Here is a 19,954-nt window from a genome sequence, read left to right on the forward strand (position 1 = left end):
ACCACCTACCTCGGGAAAGTATTTATATGCTATTTTTAAGTAACTTTTAGCTAAAAAAAAGTTCCGCTGGATCGACATCTAATATTTCCGCAATCTTTTTCGCGTAATCCACCGTCATTCTTGATGATCCATATTCAAGGTGAGCATATCCGCTAGGAGATTTAAAACCTAACTTCGCTGACATTTCAACTATACTATACCTTCTCTCTAACCTCGCCTCTCGTAACTTCTTATTCATATCATCCACCTCAAAAAATGCTAAATTTAAGTAACTAATGTAAGTATACATGCTAAATTTAAGCATGTCAACCGATTTCCGAAAAAATTCTACCGTATTTCAGTAAAATGTGTTAATATATATTTATAAACGTTATTATATATTCATAAGCGATATTGTAATAATAATTTACGTCTCGGAGGCAATGTAAATGGGGATTTTATCCAAAAAACTAAAGATGCTGAGAGAAAACAAAGGATGGAGTAAAGCACTGACAATGAGGAAACTCCACCTAAACGCTCTGTCCACTTATGCCAACTGGGAATACGACAAAGCCAATCCCAGCCCTGAAATGCTCGTGCAGATTGCTGACTTATATGATGTATCAGTTGACTATTTGCTCGGCAGAGTCGATGATCCAAAAGACCGTGTGCATAAAGTTTTATCAAAGCATGCAGAGTCATTAGAGGCATTGACAGAAGACGAGATAGAACATATTCTTGCGGAATTACAACGGTATAGAGAAATCAAGAAAAAATTCTCAAAAACATAAAAAAACGGGTTTCTCATTTATATGAGAGGAAACCCGTTTTTTTATGTTTATTAACTAGGAACATTAACCCGTCCGCTTAATACCTCTATAGCAATATCTGACGTTAACACCACGACGGATAGCATAAACAATAGTTGCGATGCATATTTTAGTCGTTTCATGCAATATCCCCCTCCCCAGATCCTTCTTTCAAGGACTCAGCCATCCCTCTGTACTTCATGGAAAACTGTTCTTGCCCTTTTTTCTCATAAAACTCGGCAACCCTGCTACTTATCTCTGCTGCGGCAAATTTAAAACCACGCTCAATCAGTTCATCTATGCATCGGTTAACCTCTTCTTCGTTGTGCTCTTCGTGCAAACAGCTTAACACACGCGCCCTCAATTCATACTCTCGATCACTATACTTTTCCGCTAATTCCCATCCGTGATCTTTTAATTTTCCTGCTTCAATACTAGCTGATTCGGATGCGTATTTTAAATCCGCTAATTCGATCATAGCAGTATGAGCAAAAGGAGACCCCATAAAAACATCTTCATTAAGAGCTTTTTCGTACATTTCTTTCGCTAAAATCTCATTTTGAGACCTAACAAAATTTTGAGCTTTTGCTTGATAAATGTATCCTTTGTATCGAGGGATAGCATCAGACTTAATTAATAAATCTTCGTAGATACTATTGGCCACATCTATTTCTCCACGTTCTGACTCAATCCCACCGATTAAAAGTAAACAATCAAACACTTTATTGAGGAGAGATATATCTTCGAAAACACCTTTAGCATTATCTAGATAAGTCCGAGCTTTACTATGTTTCGACATGTGATACAAAACTTGCCCCACACGAAAATAATGCTCCCCGACCAAATGAGCCTCCTCGATACAATGCAGCTTTTCTTCTGCTCTTTCATACATTTCCAAAGCATCTTTATAATGCTTTTGTTCAAACAAATTTTTGGCATGTTGATAACGTCGGAAATATGTAATCCGGTCATCATCATAAACACCACTTTGTTCCAACGAGCAATTAATTTGTCTAATCATTCCGTCATACTGATCATTGACAAGATCAAAGAAACGACGATCAAAATCCTCGCTCTGTGCGATTTTTAGGAGTTCTCGAGCTTCCTGAGCTAACAATACAGACCTCTCGAAATTTTTTGTTGAAATAGAGCGATACCATTCATCACATAAATCTCCTAGATCAACTGTCTTCATATCTTTAACCTCTGCCATATTCTCCCCCTTTTCCCTATTCAAAACACCATAAATCATCTCCGAAAAATAAAATCTGAATGACCATTCATATACGTCTATTTTACCACAAAATTCAAAGTGCGCCAAGCGAGCGATACGATCATTCGTGCGCCTTTTATCGACAAACAATGATCCTGAGTATCTCTTTTTGTCGAATAAAACACCGTTACAACTGCAATTTTAGTCATGCCATATACAATAAGTAAAAAAATGCAAGACAAGTCACGGAGGAAAAAACAGGATCATACGTTCTTATATAATGATATTTTATCAAAATGCATGGTTAAATACAACCAGTAAAATTTTATGTTTTATTTGTGTCATAAGTGGACATTTACTATGCGAAAATTAACCAACTCCAAAAAAATAGAGCCTGCACATGGCAAGCTCAACTGTGGATTAGTCCTTTATTTTCCATCCACCATTTTTCTTACAACCCAAGTATCTGTTTTTTCTTCATCTCGAATTCTTCTTGTGTAATCACTCCATTATCAAGAAGCTGCTTGAATTTTAGTATTTCATCAGCCTCACTCGTACCTGATTTAGAATCCGGTAAACTATGATCCTGACCTGAAGATTCGCTACACATTACTTGTAGTACTGATAAACATTCCTGTGCTAATGTAAAATCTGTCTTGTATACAAAGCTGCTTTTTTTGGTTGGTGTTTTAATAAAGTTAATGTATGTAGTAGGGGTCGCTATGCTGTTTAATGTAATCCTTATTTTCAGGCTATCACAAGTTGCCTTGCTTTTCTTACTACCTGTAACACCGCCAACTACTGCTCCAACGCCGCCAAAGAGAATCCCACCAGCCACTGCTCTTCCCAACCCTCCTTTAGTTATAGATGATCCATCTTCTAACAGCTCAAAATCTATAACATCAGTGAAATTATAAATCTTAGGCTTTTTTTTGCCACCAAAAAAACCATCAGGAATAAGCCATTGCTTTTTATTTTCATCAATCTCTAAATAAGAACCAATTTTCTTTGTCGCAACAAAGGTTTTCAGCGCATTGGAACTTTTCTCTTTTTCCTGCAAAACGGCTTGTACCTGTGACGCGGTCATTTTTTTAATAGGAGTCATCGCTGTAAAACCGCATTTTTTAAAACACTCGGGACATACCCATTCTTTGTTTGCAATTTGGAACCTGAGTAACCCGACTTGCTTGCTGCAAATTGCACAATCAGCTTTTAAATCAAAGAATCCCATTTTACTACCCCTTTCGCTTGTATATATCACATAAACCTACACTTTTTTACACTATGATGATAAATTATATAGTAAGCGCTGTCAAGACATACGCATTTTGCACACCGAAAATACACTTGACGCATCCCACACACTGCATGTATACTGAACTCAAGAGATGCATAAACTAAAAATGACCACAGGTGCTCATAACACCCATGGTCTGCAATAACCGGACTCCCTAAGAGGGACAGCCGCTTAATTTGAGGTACACAACCACCCTACTACGTTAGCAGCGCTTAAGGGTGGTTATTTCTTGTCTCGCGATGTAATTGACACAATCAAACCGCCAAAAACAAACATAAGCATCAGCGCTTCAAATGTTGTCATCACGCAACACCTCCCTTCTATGGGAAGTGCCGTCACCCTTAAAAATCCGTATGTTATTGCCTGTTCAGTATAGCACAGTGAAACTATTTTTCGCAAACGCTATCAAATGTGTGGTATAATGTTTGTAATAGTGGTTACCCCCACTTTGATAGCGTCGGCTTTTGTCGGCGTTTTTTGTTTTTTTCGGTGAACAGTCAGATACCGATGCAACAACTCTGTGGACTACCCATGAACATTGATTGTTTATTCCACGCATACTAAAATCCCCCTCGTCAACAACATGCAATGACGACAGGGATCAACTGTGGATTATTGCTCTTCCTTCACTGGCTCCAAGAATGGATAGCGCTTGCCTTGTGCCTTTTCTTCGAGGTATTCGTCAAGGAATTCTTTATCGACTGACCCATCTTCTGGTACCAAGTCCAGATGCTCATACTCCCAGATAGTTTGAGTTTTACCAGGTCCTAGAGGATTTTCATCATAGTTAAAGTTCAACTTGAATTTTCCGCTGTCCGTTAATGTTAATTGAAAGCTTGTCCAGACTTCCCCAAATTCTTCTTGATAATCGGTCTTAAAATCACTAATGCAGAAGGAAAGTTCGCAAATTAATTCATCAAAATCTTCTTCTGGGAATTGAAACTTCTCCGTGATAGCCATATTGTATACCCATTCTCCTGTCCCGAGTGAGCGATAGTAAAAAAAGAATTTTTGAGCACCTTCGCTATCTTCTTGAGCATAAAACTTCAATTCTGTCCACTCTTCAGGAATCATAGCCACAATCAAATCAGCTAACTTCTGATAGTATGATTCTACTTGTGTCTCCATTTCTTTCATCCTCCTTAATTATTTGGTAAGATATCTGTTTTCCATGGTCGATCTCCAGCTTTATGTTTTACAATAAACCTTACGGGTCGCTGTGAATCTCCCTTATATACCGGTTTAATCTTCACTTGAACTTTATCAGGTGGCACTTTATCCAAGGAGCGTTTCCAATCATTTTCCAGCTTTTTATACGCCCCACGATTCACATTCGCATTCATCGGCACAAGATTATCCAAGTCGCCAGAGCCCTTGAAGATCGACGCAATCAAATGTCCACCATCATCATTAGGCAAACGGTCTTTTCCACCTACATTTCTTTGTGCGTATTGGTTACGCTTCGCGGTTCCAAGCGATAAATCAGCATTTACTTCCGCAATTCTTCCGCGTGTATCTGTCTTATATTGATGCCCTACTTTATTTACATATTCCACATTTGGCTTCAACGCTTTTTTACGACCAACACGCGTATAATGATCCCCATATTTTACATGTCCGCTTGCTTTAGACACATCCGCAACCTTATCAGCATTCTTCGCACCTTTGGAAACAGCTTTAACGCCTTTAACAGCCGGAACCACAATTCCAGCCAGCGCAAGCCCACGCTCCCACGGTTCTAATTTCCGTCCTGTGATTGGATCGTATCCCGTAAATGCTTCAACTCCAGACTTAAGATTGCTCACGCCTGGGGTAAAATCTGCCGCCATTGACGTATCATCAAGCGACCAGGACCATTCAAATTGTGATGTTGATTTGCCCCAATCATCTGAGTGATATTTTGTTTGCTCCTTTGGTTGATTCACCATGTGGGATGCTTCATACGCGGAAGACGCGTTACTTAAATCTACACCATTATCTTTCAGCTTCATCGCCTCTCGAATCTGCCGCAAATACATAGATTGCGCCGTGAGCGGCATCGCCTCACCTATATAATACCATTCTGGGACTTGCGCTTCCATCACGCTTCGTGGTCCGCCATTGTACATAAAATCAATTGGAAACGCCGCATGCATTTCTGCGCCGGGACTTGGTTGGTACACACCGTTTGTCACTGCTGTTTGGATGATTCCTTGCGACACTGGACGTCCGACATGCGCATCAAGTTCTTTTGCAAGTGCTGCAACCACTGCTGGATTCACACCCATTGCTGCGAGGTTATACAAGACTGATACCATCCGTCTCGTGTCTGGATCGGATGATGATGTGAGGTTAAGTAACGTGTCGTCACTCCAACTCACTTTAGGCGCTTCTTTATGTAACTCATACTCGCTGAAGTGATTGCGCACATCATTAAGGTTTACACCTTTCAAAAATGGTCCTGCTCCTGACCATTCGACAGCCTGTTTAATGATCGCTTCTAGCTCAGCTCTCCCGGCGACGATTTCTTGAAATAGCTCAAAACCTTCCGCATCAAGCTTATTTAAACCTTCTGCCACACTCTCTGCATGTTTCTTTGATGTTTCCGCTTGGTTGTACACGTTCGTTAGATCAAATTTTCCAAGGTTCACCATGCCGCTTGCACGTGCTACCAGTGCTTGAATATTTTTTTCGCTTGTTTCCATCCATTGTTCATATTTATCAATATTATACGGTACCAAATTCGCCCAGAAGTCGTAAGATACAAGCCCTTTTTCATTTGACTCAAATTCTAATACATACCTTTGAAATGTCTCTAATTTTTCAATGAAACGATGCAGGTGCGCCCTAATTGCTTGAATGACAGGTAACTGTAATTCTCTATGATTCGCAACGAGTCCGTCTGCGCCTTCCCCTGAAATGGATCCTTCCATGTCGACCACAAACGTGATTTTTCGTTCCATTCCCTCGTAGAAGTCCAGATAATTTTGGTATTTTTTTATGAGTACAGTCGTATCCGTCATGACTCTTTCAACATCAAGAAACCTCATCCATTATGCCTCCTGTTTGTTGTCTCATGTTGATCTTAGTTTTGTGCCAAGGTCGCGGTCTAACGCTTCATATTCTTTGACTGTTTCGCCCAACTTGCGTTCCATTTCATATACAGCGTTTACATGTTGGGACAATAGGTTATCCAGTCCTTCATTTTCTTCGCCTACAACCGTCATCGTATCAAGTTCGCCTGCTTGAATATCTACGGCTTCAATTTCAAACACGCCCGCTGACTGTTCTACACCTTTGAGCGCATAAAGCACTTCTTGGACATTAATTTTAATTTCCATTTACTCTCACCTACTTGCGGCCTCCTGTGCAGCGCGTTGTTTTTGTTTTAACATACTGATTCGATCTTCTCTGTCATACACTTTTGCGCGATCCGTCTGTATTTGTGAAGCTAAATCATCTCGTTCATCATTAACCGCTTGAATCATTTCTTCTACTCTTTCAACCGCTTTTTCGTGTAATTGTCGTGCTGTTTCTCGTTCATCTTCGTGTGCTTCCGCGTGCGTTCCATGTGAGCTTTCATTGTCGGTTTCTGGCTCGTTTATGAAAGACTCTTGCGATTCTAGTTCGCGCTTCTCATCCATCAATTCATTTCGGATGTCGAGTAAATCTGCGCGCTGATCCTTGGCAAGCTCAATCGCACTTTGTAGCGATGCAATGTCCATAGTAAGCATTTCAATTTTGTAAGAATAGCCGCTCATGACACCCTCTCCTAAAGCATTGATTTATCTTCATATATGGTAGGTAAACACGTCGCTACTTTTGTATTATAGCGCACGTTGAAAGCGGTGCCAAGAGATAAGTAGATTTTCATATGTAAATAGGGAATCTCTCTTTCTCACGATCAAGAATAATTGGTTTAATCAAAAAGAACCCCCATTCCCAAGAACGAGGGTCTACTCCACATGGTTATTCGTTGTTCTTCAATTGTTTTATCTCTTCTTTTAAAGATTTGATTTCGTTGATTAGCACTTCTTGGTTATCCAACGATTTCTCTAACAATTTTGTTTGGGTGATTCGAAAGTTTTCTGCATTCTTAAATGCACGTTCGTTGGTTTCAACAGCTCTTTTGTTAGACTTCTGTGCTTTAACCACTAGTAAAAATGCTGCAATAACAATTACGATTAAGGAAATAAGTAAAACCAGTAACGCTAGAAGGATATACTCCCCCACTAGATCCCCTCCTTATTAAAGTGTTAAAGTAAATTCATTTTAACACAACTAAAAGAAGAACACATTAGTTTATCTTTTTTTACTGTTTAACCACTCTCATTATCCGAGAAAATGACTGCTAACAAAGCAGCGACAGCGGCGGCGGCACCACCAATGATGACTTTAAAGAAACCTCCCAATAATAACGCTACCAAAGCAACTATCGCTACTAATAACGCAATTATAGCTACTATAACTACAGCTGTCTCAAGTATAGGTTTCATAAGATCACCGAAGTTTATTTCATCCACTTCGAATCTTTCCAACGTATACACTCCATCTGCGACTTTTCGTAAAACTTCAATAGTAATCAGTTTCACTGCGTCCTCTTTTGCATCTAACAAACTAGCTCTTGCCTCAATGACTTCACCGAAAAATCCACCCGTTATGTCTCCAATTAAATTATCTGCCTTTTCAGTACCAGACATATCTGGAAACGCATCTTTGATCATTTTGTTGATCTGAGTATATACCTCATCTTGAAAGACTTTTCCTGGGGTAGAATTTGCTTTATCTAAATCCCAATGTTGATCACCTGGAGTTTGAAAGAATAATTTCCCGGTCAATGTGCCTTTAATAGGACCTATACGCATCTTATACGACTTGGAATACTCTTTGTACAAACCTATTTCTTTTTCTTCGTGAGTATACACCTCATCTAAATCAGCCCACGGAGAAGCGATTGCATAATATTTACGCGCATTCCTATCAATACTCTTTGCACCTTTATCCCGACCAGAATTAATATTATTATCAATCTCGATACGTCCAGCACCAGAACCCAGGCTAATAGTAGAGATTTGGTCAAAAGACCAGTTACGTGGTAACGGTGATCCCAAATTGCCACTGAATCCTGTAGACATACCTGCAACAAAACTATGTGTTGCTAGTCCTTGCTCCCCGACCTGGATACAAGCACTCCTCGGACCGTATATACCAATCTTATACCTATTTTTTAAGACTTCTTTTGCCCGATTGATACCACGAAAGTGTGGGATGATGCTGCCCGTAATCTCATGACCGAGAACGTCAAAGTCCACAGCAAAGTAGATCGTTGTCCCCTCAGGAAAACCATAATCTATAGCGTGGTTATACGCGTCTTGATAAGCATTAAAACCTTGATCATGTGAAAAGTTCGATGCGCTTCGACCATTCAACTGATAAATAGGATAAACAGCCATACCTGCATCTATGATTGTTTTGAATTCTCCTGGTTGTAATTTCTTGTTAAGACCGCCAGGAACATTCGAAAGGTATCGCCCAACGTGTGTATAACCATTGTTAACCAACGTTTGCGCTCTCGCCCTCGTGACCTCTGTAATACAGTCACACGCCGTACCTTTACGGGTAGGATCACCAGTACTAATCAACAAGGATAACCATGTGCGTCGATCAGCAACACCTGTGGAATCGAGCATCACAAAACGCTGAAAGCCTGAAATTGTACTCGCTAATTGGCTAGTATATGTTGTGTTAAGCGTGCCTGCATTTTCATTATTAAATGTCACAGCGTATTTTAATAGTTGCACAAAACGTCCGCTATCGCCTTGGCGTAACGTCGGTAGTCCAGCCCGTGTTGCAGGACCAACTGTACCAGTTTGTTGAGATGCTGGGATACCCATTTCTGTTTGCAATCCATATATAAGTGCTTTATTGGTTTGACGTTGGTAATGACCATCACACGGCGAGACACCCGATGTACGATAGTAACGGTTATTCAATTGACGCTGAATTTCGCGTATTGTTGAGTCTCCTCCTGGTGTTAATCGGTAAGCATCCATAGTCAAAAATGCCTTAAACACATATGCATATACTTTACCATTTGCTATTGGCAAATTAGCATCTGTTTGGAGGCGTTGTACCGCTATCTTCGTTTTCTCGGTGAAATCCCCATCAAACCCACCTGGATTGTACCCCTTACACCAACAGGCACCTTGCAGGATCTTTGTTATCATTCTTCCTTTTTCCGTGTCAGGCACAGACCCCAGTTCCATTTCTCCCCACGCTTTGTAGCGTGCCTCTGTAGATGGTCCAAAATTATTGACTGGTTTTGATATTCCTAGTTCAATTTGTAGCGCTCGTGTTAATGCGTAAACAGTTGTCCATCCTGTTTTACCAGTCATAGGAATCTCTTCACCAAATTTATCACGATGAAATCGCGCATAATGTTGATTGAGCCAGCTTTGTACTTCTAACACCAATCGATCCATTTTATTTCCTCCTCAAAATTAATATTGGTTAAAATCATTTCAAAAAACTCACAGATTATTTCTTTACAGCTACCTGTGAGCTTGTATACAAAAAATTAGTTTTCGACTTCTTCAAAGTCATTCGCTGATAAATTGAAAGAAACTGCGTGTTTGATCTCTTGTTTTTCGTAATCTTCTTCATAAATTTTATCAATATGTTCTGATAGTTCTTCTTTAGTATCATGCAGAGAGACAGTTTTACCATCTTTATAATACACAATCGACATCATTTTATTTAAATCTTCTTCTTTTACCTTAAAAAATTCTTCATCCGAAAAGCAAATCTGATACTCACCATCAACATTTTGAAACTTTAGGTCTAGCATAATAATAAAAACTCCCCTCTATAAATTAATATACTTTCACTTTAAACTAAGTTTAGCATTCAAATGCACAAGCTTTGCACACATTTTGCCTATGATGTCTATAAAATATATACTCTTATTTTCGATTTGAATTGAAATGACTTTCTCTTTCGTTTAAAATGATCTTATCATCTCTAGGAGGTCGAAAATGAGCAAATACAAAATTATATCTTTTGTTTCCCTCATATTTTTAACGTTTGGGGCTGTGGGATACTTTTTACTAGAAAGTTCATTCCATAAAACAACAGAGGAGAATAATATTCAATCCTCTACCGAACCTAACCAAAAAACTACTAGTTCATATAAAGAAAATAATACAGCGGAAGTCGTCATTTCCGAAAACACCGAACCATTTATTGGTACACACTCTGATGATGCAGTATATTCACACCAAGATATATATAATGAGGTACACTGGATGACTCATCAGAAAGTGCATTCAGAGGACAAGCACAGAAGTGTGGAGATTACCCCTGAACATCTCGAACGAGTTTACCAAGAAGCAAAAAAGGTCGACGATGAGATGGATGAATTAAACGTCAGTATTAAAAAACGGTTGTCCTTCATCATTGATTCCCTTGAACAATGGCGAGAAGGAGACTTTTCAAATGCCGTAGAGGTACACAATACCATTTGGGAATGGTTAGGCAGTTCTGCAGATAAAAAGACCGGAAAAGCCTTAAGGTTGTACACAGAAGAAGAAGAGGAACTCTTTATTGAAGCTAACTTTATAGACTAACCAAATTCTCCCTCTAATTCCACAAACTAAAAATTGCAGGCTACTCTATGTTAAAAGTAACCTGCGATTTTATTAATGGTTATGCCAGGGTGTGTACACAACTATAAATTTCCCTGGACTCGGACGTCCAGTCACCCTATTTCCCATAAACATTATTTCCCCACGCATTCTACGTTTGCGGACATTTGTGATCTTATAACTTTCTCTTCGTACGTTATTACCGCTTGGCTCTACCAATAATGATCCCGTACGTCTTGCAATTACCCCGTTTGCATCCACAAGGTACACATATGTTGTAAAGCCAAAATTAACGCCCCCGTGTCGCTCTCCTTCCGCTGTAATTACCACAGCCGTTCCTTGAGACTTAATGCAAGCAGCCAAAGAGTATGCATCCGATCCATCTCTGAGACGATCATATCCACATCCCATTCCATTACCTCCTTCATATGATTATATTTAATTTTAACCTGGCATCGCTGCGTGAATGCACAAGCTTTGCACACGTTTCTATAGGCAAAAAGAAAAACCGAATCACATAAATTCGGTTTGATACGTTACATTTATAATTGTAATGCAAGCAATACTGTGGATTGCATACATCTATGCAAAACACGTTTATTTTATCTTCGACTTCACGTGTTCCACAATCTTTTCGCTATCATCAAATGTCATTGTCAAATGGTATTCCGTATCCTCGCCATTTACAGCGGCGTTGAGATCACTGATTAACTTATATAGCAACTGCAAAGAAGGCTCATCATAATGACTCTCAACCTGTAAAACTAGCGCTCCAGCATTATTTAAATCGTTCACAAGATTTGACTCTTCAACGACATTCTTCAGTTCAGCCAAGTCTAAAACAATGGATTTCCAATCATTATCACTTTGTGCTGTACTTGCTGCTGAAAAGTCTGTCCCCTCAGAAGTCAAATCACCCAATTTTTCCGTTGCGTTGCTTAATAGCTCTACTGCTTGGTCTTTTTGATCATCTTTAAACAAGACATCTAATTCGTATTTCTCATACTTTGGCTGCAAAGAAAAAGCATAGGCATCATTTTTGTATTTACCCTCAACACTCTCATCAGAAGGCGTTGAATCAAATTCATGTTCTAACATCGTTGTTAACTTTGGTTCTAACACAGTTGATTTTGTCTCAGCGTTTGCATTTACTACAACAGTAATACTCAACGCCACAGTGGCAACACATCCCACAGCTAATAGCATACCTTTTTTCACGATGATCCCACCTCTGTTTTTAGTCCTGCTAAATCAGTATAACACAGTGGAATTTTCAAATCAAAAATAATTAGATCAATCAGGCAAATAATAACTTTGTTCCAGATGCTTTTTCGCGTTACCTTAGGTAAAATAAATTTTCTTAGATTCTACACTTGTGATAACTTTTCCTGAACTATTAAAGAAGGTGACTTTTACGTAATATGTCCCCTTCAACTTTGGGTTCACCAGAAACCTAGTAATTGCTATACTTGCATGAAATGTTCCAGTAACTTTTGAATAGGAATTAGTCTCTCGATGAACTATTGTACCACCTGGTTTTTTAAGTTCAAATCTAATACTTTTAACATTTTTTGGATTATAAGGCGCAAGATTAACCTCCAGATCAATAGATGTAGCTTTAGGACCATAATATGTTGCATCAGTTTTTACATAAGCCATTTTTCTTATTTCCCCTTTCATTCATTTTTTTGTTTAGAGGACGGCAAAAGCCGCCCTAGATTTGGTTCGTTACTCTTATTGATGTCGGAATGTGCGTGTGTTCTGATAATACGTTTTACCTTCCGATACAATTTTCAAACGAACACGCATAGAAGCCGAAGACTTTCGAACATTTGTGAATGTAACACCATAATAGGGATCACCCAAACCTGCCCCAGGAACATTTGTCCTCGTTCCTACTGTCTCCCATTTTCCATTAGTCAAGCGCTGCAAATAAATGTTAAAAGAATGACGTACCTTATCTGAAGTACGGTAAGCTACTCTTCCAGAAATCTCCACGCTGTTATTTGAACGAGAATGATAGACCGTATAGTGCACCGTTCTGTTAAGATCAAATTTACCACTAACTTGCTTAGACATAGTAACACCTCCTTTTTTTAATATTACAGAGAATATTCAATCGAAACGCACACACTTTGCACAAACATTTAGCGCCATCCAATCTTTTCTGCCACAGATTTAATAAACTCATTCTTATACTTTTGAGCAGTGTTACGATGCATATTGTTCCTCTGAGCTACGCCATCCCACGTTAGTTTGTTGCGTCTCCAGTAGCGATCTTTAATGACATTTTGATAGTCGCACGGTAGTTCTTGATATGCACTTTCAATCGCTTGTACGATTTCTTCCAAATTGCGTAGTCTCTTGGTCATCACCACTGTGGATTGCTCTCGATCAGTAATGCCGTCTATTTTTTCTTTTATATCTAAAATTTCTTTCTTTGTGTCTTTCAACCGTCTGACTTCCTCTTCAATATGTTTAAATGTCACTGGATGTAACTTTGCTGTTCTTTTGTTCATTCCATACCCTCTACAACTTATTTTTAAAAATAATACCCTACCGCATAAAAGGCGATAGGGCATACTCTATATCAGTTTCGTGTTGGTAACTCTGGACATCCTACTACAATATCAATCATGCGTTGTACAATATCGTCTTCGCCATCTCCATACTCCACAGCTAGGATTGCCTTATACATCCCTGGTTTGTCTGTCTCAAATTCATCAATAAACACGTACATTTCATCCGTAATATCAGTTCCATCTATATCAATAGCCTTGTAGTACTTCTCTAAAATTTCAATTGTATCTGCTCCAATCGGCACACAAACAATATCGGGACCTTCAATAACTGGTAACCCTGCCTCTTTCGCAAAAGCTGTCCCCGACATAAATACAAATAATACTGCAACCATACTTAAAAACGTCTTCTTAAACATGAAAATCTCTCCTTTTGTTAAATAAATTTTAAACACCTTACACAATAACATTTCCCTCTTAAACTCTCAAGCTATTTACGCGTGATGCGCGCTCCCGTACTTGGCGCTACATAAATATTACGCCGACCACGACTTGTGTTGATCGTCACAACATCTTTTTGCGGTCGAGCAAGTACCTCATATGTCAGTCCACCAAACCGACTCGGTGTAAGCGACCAATCACTGTTTTTAGCAATAGGTGCTACACTTAAACGATACGTTCGCCACGTCTTAGCATTAGATGGCAATTGTACATACTCTTTCGTTGCTCGTGCCGTGCGTGCTGTAGATGTTGCTTGTGTTGTTGTGCCGCCACCTGCGCGACTAAAATCTACATATTGCGTATTAGCTGTGATATACAAACCGCTACGTAGTTGATACATCTTACTACCGTTTACCGTTAATTCACGCGTTACAGTAAACACCTCGCCACGACTAACTGTTTGATGTCGTGCACCCCAGTCTGGGCGGTCATAAGTCCACAGGCTTGATGCCTTGACCGTTACTTTTCCGATGCTATTGCTACTTGCCCCACCTTTTTTCACTCGCTGTGGATTAGACTTGTTTGGTCTGGTAGATGGCTTGCCAAAATAAGCTAAAATTCCTTCTGCAATTGCTTCACCTTGCGCTTTTAATTTAGCGTCATCTCGCAACGCTCTAATATCCAATGCGGAGTCCATAAACCCACCCTCGGTCAAAATTGCGGGCATACGCGTCTCACGAGTGATATGCAAATTAGACTTTTTTAAACCGCGATCGCGCAAGTCCATAGCCCGCACAATCCGTGTGTGTACCTCTCGTGCTAGACGCTCTGCATTTGGATAACTCCCTGTCTGCGTAAACGTCTCAACACCGCCGTGATCGCCCCATCTGCTGTTAAATGCATTGTGATGCACCGACACATATACATCTGCACCCCACGCATTGGCACGATCTGTACGCGCCCGTAACGGTACGTCTGTTTTGCCGCTTGCGTCATCCGTGCGCAATACCTCTACGCCGTTTTCTTTAAGCATATGCTCCGCGGCGCAAACTACCTTGTTGTTAAAATCCCACTCATACTCGTTGTCAGGTGACCGCTTACCCGGTGTTGATCCACTACCGCCATGTCCTGCACAGATTGCTACTTTTGCCATATTATTTCCCTCCTTTTGTTAGTCCTTGTTTCTCTAATACTTCTTTTTGTTCCTGCCCATGTCGCGTTAAATAATTGTTCTTAAATGCTACATAAACGGCTAGGACTGCCACCACTAGACTAGTGATTCCCTCCACTAAATCAGTCGGCATGTTAATGCCAAAATAAGCCAACAACGCAACAATTAAGCCGACAAACCGCGTAATGCTACCTGCATCCATCATCATATCAATCACCTCCACTACAAATTTAAACTGGCATAAAAAAGAGCAATCGCACCGCCGATAATGCCAGTACAGATCGCTCCAATAATGCTTTTAGTAATAGTCCGCTTAATCCACAGTGTGTTTTCTTGGATGTCATCGAGTGTTTTATTGAGCGCTGTAATACGCTCATCATGCACTGTGGTCTTGCTTTTTAACTCTGCAACATCTTTGTGCAAACCCTTAATGTCTCGCTTGATCTCTACAATATCATCTTTATAGTCCGTCAATCATTGCACCTCCTCATGTGGACTACCTGATTTTTGTTTGCTTAGCTATTTCAAGAGGTATCACCTCCCTTATTTTTTAACTCATCAAGCTCTTTTTGCAGTTGCTGAAAAGCTGTGGCATACGTCTCGCACTGCGTCTGTAACTCGGATATTTCTAATGCCTGTTGTCCTACGCGTGCAGCGAGTTGCTCTGTCATACGCGTTTTCTTGTTTAATTCGATGCGTAGTTGTTCTTCCTCTGTTAGTTGCCCATTTCCCTGTGTCACTTCTCCATCTCCCTTTTGATTTCAGCAAGTGCTTCTTTTAAATAATCAATTTGCGTTTGCTGTGACTTTATTTTTGCAACCGTAGCATACATAACCATTCCATCATCGACATATGTGTTTTCCTCAGTCAATTCAGTTGGCATTTCTTCTGCTATTACACCAAGTTCTTTTTTCATCAAAGTTGCTTCGATGTCATCTCTTTTTCGGTTAAATGTTTTTAACTGTATATGGTCAAACAAACTCGCGTACTCATCCACATCCGCGACTTGTATGTTTTCTTTCGTTTCTTGGGATGAAAAGTTCAATTTTTTTAGATACCTAACATAGTTTGTATTCACAACCCATATTCTAAAGTTTTGTAATCCAATTTGAGCTTGTCCACTTTTATCAGGGCGCAAAGTTGGCGTTGTATTTCCTCCGATCCCGTCAATTGTCTCACGTCGATCTCTCCCCATAACCCAATGACTGACATCCTTTGTTCCTGCATTCCACGGTTGGAAGGTGAACTCATTACTATAAAATTGCATTTTTTTACCTGACCCACCCGACTCTACATGCATGTGACCAGTGCTAGTCAATGCCAGCGTATTTTCTACGTTAGCACCAATGTATCCCATATTTCTCTGTCTCTCGTCAAAAAATCGAATTACGGCAGGACTTCCATCTTTATAGTTAGTGACTCCAAGTAAAATTCGTAATTTACCCTTGTCATCATATGAATGCAAGCCATCCTTATCCATCTTTATAACTTGCCTATCGTTATCCTTACTTCCCTTTGCCATTATTGCGATATTAGCAGCGTCTATAAAACCTGACGTGATTTTGCTTGCATCTAGATTTGATATTTTCGCGTCAGTCACTGCCCCTTTTGCTATATTTACAGTATCAACGGCTAACTCACCTATTTTACCCTTGGTTACTGCCAAATCTTTAATGTGTGATTCGTCCACAATCTCTCGTTTTATATGGGCCGCGCCGATTACAGCTTTGTCAATCGCTGCAATCCCTGCCACCAAAGCATCCGCCTCAAAATGATTAGCAGTGACGCTGTTTGCGGCAATTTTGTTTGTCGTGATTGATCCATCTACAATTAATTCTCCTGCATACATTCTACTAAGTTGTATGTCCCTAATTTGATACCAACCATCAGCAGGGTCTTTATTTTTTTGTAAAAGCACATCAACATGACTCAAAGTCTTACTAAAGTCAATCTCATTCATAATCTCAATTACACAACCTACATTTGATGTTAAATCATCCTTAAATTCTTTTACTTGCGCCTCTCCTAAATTGTTCCAACTATCATCAGTGTAGTATGCTCGGACGTAGAGTCTGACCCATTCTGCACCATTGTCTAGTCGAGACATCATGTTAAGTCGGTACTTATCTCCCACTCTAAAATCATTTTTTATTGATCTCGATAAACGTATCTGTCCATATTGCCCTTCTGACCGGATAAAGTTCAAATGTCTATCTCCCACACGCCAGCTTACAACTTGGTAACCACCTGCATCTCCATCCGCCTGAATTTGTGTTAAGTTGGTCATATCTCCAATGGCTAGACGTGATGCTGCAATTGTATTAGCACGTATTTTGTCACCACTAATGTCGTAGATGTGATCATTAGTAATAGCATATTTAGCAATTTTATCTGCTAAAATGGAGTCATCCATCAATGATTTACCTTCAAGCGCATTTTCTGCAATGATTTGTGCTCGCTCACTTAGCGACTGTAGCTTTTTAGCCAATTCCTCATTAAATAAAATGTCCTGATCTATCACTCTGTGTGTTGTAGCTGTGACTTCTTCCGAAAAATCAGAGTAACGCGAGTGATAGTTAAATGCCCGTACACGTACATAATATTGCTTGTTTACCTCACCGTGATAACTATAACTATTGCCATAGCCCCGCCATACCATCGTTTCGGAGGACGGTATAAAGTCTTTTACCTCGCTTATATAGACCTCATGGCCAGCAATGTAGGTATCCAAATAGTTGTACTCCCAATCAACTTTAATTGCCGCAAATAGCCCCTCTACTGTCACGACCGACACAAGCGGCACAATGTCTGGGTACTTACTCGCATCAATAATCACATCACTCCCAGCATCCCACTGACGGCGCTTGTCGTTCAACTCCGCTTCAACCTTATCAATACGTGTATTAGCATCAGGCAACGTCAAAAATTGTCCCATCTCCACCACAGCTGATCCCTCAATGTCTAACAGATCGTATTCCACAGTGATGACGCGTGCTTGCATCTCGATAGGACGTGAAAAGTTTCGGTCGAATGCTCTCGCTGTATCTCCAAGACTGACTCGTTCGTGCTCGTATCCTGCAATATGCTCCAAGAGCCTTACCGACAATTGATAATTTACTTCGGGCTTACTTACTTCTTGCAGTTGTTCCCACGTCTTTTCTAACAATAGTTTAGGGTCTTCTATGTCCGAGTTTTGCCATATCGCTTCCCTGTGTAACAACTTCCCGTCATTCATCCGTCCATAATTGTGCAAAGCCTGAGGACTACCAACCCACTTTTGACCACGTGGCTTATCAACCGGATCACCCTTACTTTTCTTCCACTCAATATCCGAAAAATCTATATAACGAGAGTAACCACCTGTTGCATTGCCCTCATCGTCTTCATTTTGGAGTGACGCGCCGCGTCCATACAACGCTGTGACAGGATAACTTAAAACAGTACGCTTAATCTCTTCGACATTGTGACCGATTTCAAAGCGTTTACCGCTGTCTATCCCACGTCGTGCAAGGATACGGATTTCTCGTTTCACAATCCTGTTTCCGTCAAATGTGACCACGTCTTTGAGTTCTCCACCCCATGTATTCAACACTTTCCAAACTGCATCCACTGCCGATATATAGTAAAAGTTTGTTGTACCTTGTCCCAGTTCTAATTCCACAGTTCCTTTCCAGCGCGTCCCTTCTAATGCCGCATCTAACGCACGCTGTGCATCTTGATCTACAAAGCGGCGCTCAACCACAATATGTTCTTTGAGTTCCAAAAAAGCAGGTTCGCATGTGGCAGTAACCTGTGGATTATCTCCGTGTTCATCGTCAATTTCTTTTATTACATATAATCGTAGCTCTTCCTCTTTGTCTCGAAAAACCACCTGGTTTTCTTCTATTACATATTGTGCGTTTTCAGCACTAGCATCTACCGTAAATGTAAACGGCTCGTCAGGTACACGATTTAATTCCTCGCGAAATAGTGCAGACAATAGACCAGTCTCTTCACTGATTGTCCCCAATAATTCATCGTGTCGGTTTAAAATGTATAATTCAGCCATGGTTACTCTCCTTTCTTATCTTGATATGTATAACCCCTCTCTACATCAAGAGGGAGAACGACTACTTACAATCAGTAATAGCGTTCGGTATATGTTAATTCTGTTGGTTCGCTTGCTTGTAATTCCATTTCCCCCGCTTGCAACTTAAACCAAACAGAGTCGAATGATAAGAATGGCATACGTGTCACACCGTTTAATGTGATTTTGCGCTTTTCATAGTCAATCACGAGTACATCATTTTTCCCAAATTCATAGTTCAAAACGATCTTACCTAAATTGCTCTCTAACATGTAATGACTAACCGTGCCACTAAAAACAGTACGAGTAGTCCACAGTGTTGTTGCTTGCCCCTCTATATTGTACGTTTGCCATTCATTACTCACCGTGATTGTGTGCGACTCTTTGTATTTTGCCGGATCACTGCACAAAAATGTTAACGTACCAATCAACTGATTTTGGTCTTCCTCTGGAATCTCACCTTGCTGCAACGTCGCATAAAAATAAGCGTCTTCATCTGTAAACTTGAGACGCTTTTTTCTGCCTAAAAGGAGTGCATTCAGCCGATTAAAGCGGTCGCGAAGCCCCTCACTCGTTTGATCTGTAATCAAAAACTTAACTTCAATCACTCGCTCTTGATACGTATACCCACGTTCAATCAGTCCGTGTTTATAGGGTGCTTCATTTGTATTTATGCGCCTTGCTAGTACACCACGTCCTGACACAGTTAGTGTTCGAAACAGACCAGTTTCATCAGTCAATTTTTCGTCCAAATTTTTTCCATTAAACACTGTCCGCAAAGGAGTCGGGACGTGATCTTTACTCCCTGTCACCGGATCAACAAAACTATACATTTGA

At 40.1% G+C, this 19,954-nt stretch carries 25 protein-coding genes; 2 read left to right on the forward strand and 23 right to left on the reverse strand.

Annotated elements, in window-relative coordinates:
* Window positions 1-46 precede the first annotated feature (46 nt).
* Window positions 47-238: a helix-turn-helix domain-containing protein gene (locus NSQ26_RS05925; RefSeq protein WP_499719700.1), complete on the reverse strand. Its 192-nt coding sequence runs from the start codon at window positions 236-238 to the stop codon at window positions 47-49.
* Between the two features lie 190 nt (window positions 239-428).
* Between NSQ26_RS05925 and NSQ26_RS05930 the strand changes: the two genes are divergently transcribed.
* Window positions 429-770 (forward strand): helix-turn-helix domain-containing protein, encoded by a 342-nt coding sequence (locus NSQ26_RS05930; RefSeq protein ID WP_499719701.1) that lies wholly within the window; start codon window positions 429-431, stop codon window positions 768-770.
* Between the two features lie 157 nt (window positions 771-927).
* On the opposite strand, the gene NSQ26_RS05935 is transcribed toward NSQ26_RS05930, so the two are convergent.
* From NSQ26_RS05935 to NSQ26_RS05980, 10 genes are all read right to left on the reverse strand, one after another.
* On the reverse strand, window positions 928-2,151 hold the full coding sequence (locus NSQ26_RS05935; RefSeq protein WP_499719702.1) for a tetratricopeptide repeat protein: 1,224 nt from the start codon (window positions 2,149-2,151) through the stop codon (window positions 928-930).
* A gap of 301 nt (window positions 2,152-2,452) precedes the next feature.
* On the reverse strand, window positions 2,453-3,232 hold the full coding sequence (locus NSQ26_RS05940; protein ID WP_499719703.1) for a DUF4428 domain-containing protein: 780 nt from the start codon (window positions 3,230-3,232) through the stop codon (window positions 2,453-2,455).
* A 288-nt stretch (window positions 3,233-3,520) separates the two neighbouring features.
* Window positions 3,521-3,601: a putative holin-like toxin gene (locus NSQ26_RS05945; protein ID WP_367576287.1), complete on the reverse strand. Its 81-nt coding sequence runs from the start codon at window positions 3,599-3,601 to the stop codon at window positions 3,521-3,523.
* Between the two features lie 309 nt (window positions 3,602-3,910).
* Complete coding sequence (locus NSQ26_RS05950; protein WP_499719704.1) at window positions 3,911-4,426, reverse strand: immunity protein YezG family protein; 516 nt, start codon at window positions 4,424-4,426, stop codon at window positions 3,911-3,913.
* Window positions 4,427-4,440: 14 nt separating this feature from the next.
* Complete coding sequence (locus NSQ26_RS05955; RefSeq protein ID WP_499719705.1) at window positions 4,441-6,327, reverse strand: DNA/RNA non-specific endonuclease; 1,887 nt, start codon at window positions 6,325-6,327, stop codon at window positions 4,441-4,443.
* A 24-nt stretch (window positions 6,328-6,351) separates the two neighbouring features.
* Window positions 6,352-6,618 (reverse strand): DUF5344 family protein, encoded by a 267-nt coding sequence (locus NSQ26_RS05960; protein ID WP_499719706.1) that lies wholly within the window; start codon window positions 6,616-6,618, stop codon window positions 6,352-6,354.
* A 6-nt stretch (window positions 6,619-6,624) separates the two neighbouring features.
* Window positions 6,625-7,038, reverse strand: coding sequence for a YwqH-like family protein (locus NSQ26_RS05965; protein WP_499719707.1), 414 nt, complete (start codon window positions 7,036-7,038; stop codon window positions 6,625-6,627).
* A 208-nt stretch (window positions 7,039-7,246) separates the two neighbouring features.
* Window positions 7,247-7,510, reverse strand: coding sequence for a hypothetical protein (locus NSQ26_RS05970; RefSeq protein ID WP_499719708.1), 264 nt, complete (start codon window positions 7,508-7,510; stop codon window positions 7,247-7,249).
* 86 nt (window positions 7,511-7,596) lie between these two features.
* The gene (locus NSQ26_RS05975; RefSeq protein ID WP_499719709.1) at window positions 7,597-9,759 is read right to left on the reverse strand and encodes a glycoside hydrolase domain-containing protein; all 2,163 of its coding nucleotides are present in this window, start codon (window positions 9,757-9,759) and stop codon (window positions 7,597-7,599) included.
* A gap of 95 nt (window positions 9,760-9,854) precedes the next feature.
* Entirely contained in the window at window positions 9,855-10,124 is a 270-nt protein-coding gene (locus NSQ26_RS05980) for a hypothetical protein (RefSeq protein WP_499719710.1), read from the reverse strand.
* Window positions 10,125-10,311: 187 nt separating this feature from the next.
* Here NSQ26_RS05980 and NSQ26_RS05985 point away from each other — a divergent pair, with 187 nt between their 5' ends.
* Entirely contained in the window at window positions 10,312-10,902 is a 591-nt protein-coding gene (locus NSQ26_RS05985; protein ID WP_499719712.1) for a DUF6241 domain-containing protein, read from the forward strand.
* Between the two features lie 72 nt (window positions 10,903-10,974).
* Here the strand turns inward: NSQ26_RS05985 and NSQ26_RS05990 are convergent, their stop codons facing one another.
* The 12 genes from NSQ26_RS05990 to NSQ26_RS06045 all read right to left on the reverse strand — a co-directional run bounded on the left by NSQ26_RS05990 (window position 10,975) and on the right by NSQ26_RS06045 (window position 19,950).
* Window positions 10,975-11,331, reverse strand: a complete 357-nt coding sequence (locus NSQ26_RS05990) for a hypothetical protein (RefSeq protein WP_499719713.1) — start codon at window positions 11,329-11,331, stop codon at window positions 10,975-10,977.
* A gap of 186 nt (window positions 11,332-11,517) precedes the next feature.
* Window positions 11,518-12,138, reverse strand: coding sequence for a hypothetical protein (locus tag NSQ26_RS05995; RefSeq protein WP_499719715.1), 621 nt, complete (start codon window positions 12,136-12,138; stop codon window positions 11,518-11,520).
* A 123-nt stretch (window positions 12,139-12,261) separates the two neighbouring features.
* Window positions 12,262-12,579, reverse strand: coding sequence for a cell wall-binding protein YqgA (yqgA, locus tag NSQ26_RS06000; RefSeq protein WP_499719716.1), 318 nt, complete (start codon window positions 12,577-12,579; stop codon window positions 12,262-12,264).
* A gap of 75 nt (window positions 12,580-12,654) precedes the next feature.
* Window positions 12,655-12,999, reverse strand: coding sequence for a hypothetical protein (locus tag NSQ26_RS06005; protein WP_499719718.1), 345 nt, complete (start codon window positions 12,997-12,999; stop codon window positions 12,655-12,657).
* Between the two features lie 68 nt (window positions 13,000-13,067).
* Complete coding sequence (locus NSQ26_RS06010) at window positions 13,068-13,439, reverse strand: DUF722 domain-containing protein (protein ID WP_499719719.1); 372 nt, start codon at window positions 13,437-13,439, stop codon at window positions 13,068-13,070.
* 71 nt (window positions 13,440-13,510) lie between these two features.
* A complete protein-coding gene (locus tag NSQ26_RS06015; protein WP_499719720.1) occupies window positions 13,511-13,858 on the reverse strand; it encodes a hypothetical protein in 348 nt (115 codons plus the stop codon).
* A gap of 71 nt (window positions 13,859-13,929) precedes the next feature.
* The gene (locus tag NSQ26_RS06020) at window positions 13,930-15,033 is read right to left on the reverse strand and encodes an N-acetylmuramoyl-L-alanine amidase (protein ID WP_499719721.1); all 1,104 of its coding nucleotides are present in this window, start codon (window positions 15,031-15,033) and stop codon (window positions 13,930-13,932) included.
* A gap of 1 nt (window position 15,034) precedes the next feature.
* Window positions 15,035-15,259 (reverse strand): phage holin, encoded by a 225-nt coding sequence (locus NSQ26_RS06025; protein WP_499719723.1) that lies wholly within the window; start codon window positions 15,257-15,259, stop codon window positions 15,035-15,037.
* A gap of 14 nt (window positions 15,260-15,273) precedes the next feature.
* Window positions 15,274-15,525, reverse strand: coding sequence for a hemolysin XhlA family protein (locus tag NSQ26_RS06030; protein WP_499719724.1), 252 nt, complete (start codon window positions 15,523-15,525; stop codon window positions 15,274-15,276).
* Window positions 15,526-15,575: 50 nt separating this feature from the next.
* Window positions 15,576-15,791, reverse strand: coding sequence for a hypothetical protein (locus NSQ26_RS06035; protein ID WP_499719725.1), 216 nt, complete (start codon window positions 15,789-15,791; stop codon window positions 15,576-15,578).
* A complete protein-coding gene (locus NSQ26_RS06040) occupies window positions 15,788-19,099 on the reverse strand; it encodes a phage tail spike protein (protein ID WP_499719726.1) in 3,312 nt (1,103 codons plus the stop codon). The genes NSQ26_RS06035 and NSQ26_RS06040 overlap by 4 nt, the downstream gene beginning before the upstream one ends.
* Before the next feature lie 71 nt (window positions 19,100-19,170).
* A complete protein-coding gene (locus NSQ26_RS06045; protein ID WP_499719727.1) occupies window positions 19,171-19,950 on the reverse strand; it encodes a distal tail protein Dit in 780 nt (259 codons plus the stop codon).
* Window positions 19,951-19,954 lie beyond the last annotated feature (4 nt).

The organism is Bacillus sp. FSL W7-1360, from assembly GCF_038592975.1.
In the GTDB taxonomy this organism is placed as follows: domain Bacteria; phylum Bacillota; class Bacilli; order Bacillales; family Bacillaceae_D; genus Shouchella; species Shouchella lonarensis.

Bases quoted from the DNA above. Each gene is read 5' to 3' on its own strand.
- NSQ26_RS05930 (WP_499719701.1), top strand. From the start codon at position 429: ATGGGGATTTTATCCAAAAAACTAAAGATGCTGAGAGAAAACAAAGGA.
- NSQ26_RS06005 (WP_499719718.1), bottom strand. From the start codon at position 12,999: ATGTCTAAGCAAGTTAGTGGTAAATTTGATCTTAACAGAACGGTGCAC.
- NSQ26_RS06040 (WP_499719726.1), bottom strand. From the start codon at position 19,099: ATGGCTGAATTATACATTTTAAACCGACACGATGAATTATTGGGGACA.
- NSQ26_RS05985 (WP_499719712.1), top strand. From the start codon at position 10,312: ATGAGCAAATACAAAATTATATCTTTTGTTTCCCTCATATTTTTAACG.
- NSQ26_RS06025 (WP_499719723.1), bottom strand. From the start codon at position 15,259: ATGATGATGGATGCAGGTAGCATTACGCGGTTTGTCGGCTTAATTGTT.
- NSQ26_RS05925 (WP_499719700.1), bottom strand. From the start codon at position 238: ATGAATAAGAAGTTACGAGAGGCGAGGTTAGAGAGAAGGTATAGTATA.
- NSQ26_RS05990 (WP_499719713.1), bottom strand. From the start codon at position 11,331: ATGGGATGTGGATATGATCGTCTCAGAGATGGATCGGATGCATACTCT.
- NSQ26_RS06020 (WP_499719721.1), bottom strand. From the start codon at position 15,033: ATGGCAAAAGTAGCAATCTGTGCAGGACATGGCGGTAGTGGATCAACA.
- NSQ26_RS05945 (WP_367576287.1), bottom strand. From the start codon at position 3,601: ATGACAACATTTGAAGCGCTGATGCTTATGTTTGTTTTTGGCGGTTTG.
- NSQ26_RS05965 (WP_499719707.1), bottom strand. From the start codon at position 7,038: ATGAGCGGCTATTCTTACAAAATTGAAATGCTTACTATGGACATTGCA.
- NSQ26_RS05950 (WP_499719704.1), bottom strand. From the start codon at position 4,426: ATGGAGACACAAGTAGAATCATACTATCAGAAGTTAGCTGATTTGATT.
- NSQ26_RS05975 (WP_499719709.1), bottom strand. From the start codon at position 9,759: ATGGATCGATTGGTGTTAGAAGTACAAAGCTGGCTCAATCAACATTAT.
- NSQ26_RS06015 (WP_499719720.1), bottom strand. From the start codon at position 13,858: ATGTTTAAGAAGACGTTTTTAAGTATGGTTGCAGTATTATTTGTATTT.
- NSQ26_RS05960 (WP_499719706.1), bottom strand. From the start codon at position 6,618: ATGGAAATTAAAATTAATGTCCAAGAAGTGCTTTATGCGCTCAAAGGT.
- NSQ26_RS06010 (WP_499719719.1), bottom strand. From the start codon at position 13,439: ATGAACAAAAGAACAGCAAAGTTACATCCAGTGACATTTAAACATATT.
- NSQ26_RS05955 (WP_499719705.1), bottom strand. From the start codon at position 6,327: ATGAGGTTTCTTGATGTTGAAAGAGTCATGACGGATACGACTGTACTC.
- NSQ26_RS06045 (WP_499719727.1), bottom strand. From the start codon at position 19,950: ATGTATAGTTTTGTTGATCCGGTGACAGGGAGTAAAGATCACGTCCCG.
- NSQ26_RS05980 (WP_499719710.1), bottom strand. From the start codon at position 10,124: ATGCTAGACCTAAAGTTTCAAAATGTTGATGGTGAGTATCAGATTTGC.
- NSQ26_RS05940 (WP_499719703.1), bottom strand. From the start codon at position 3,232: ATGGGATTCTTTGATTTAAAAGCTGATTGTGCAATTTGCAGCAAGCAA.
- yqgA (WP_499719716.1), bottom strand. From the start codon at position 12,579: ATGGCTTATGTAAAAACTGATGCAACATATTATGGTCCTAAAGCTACA.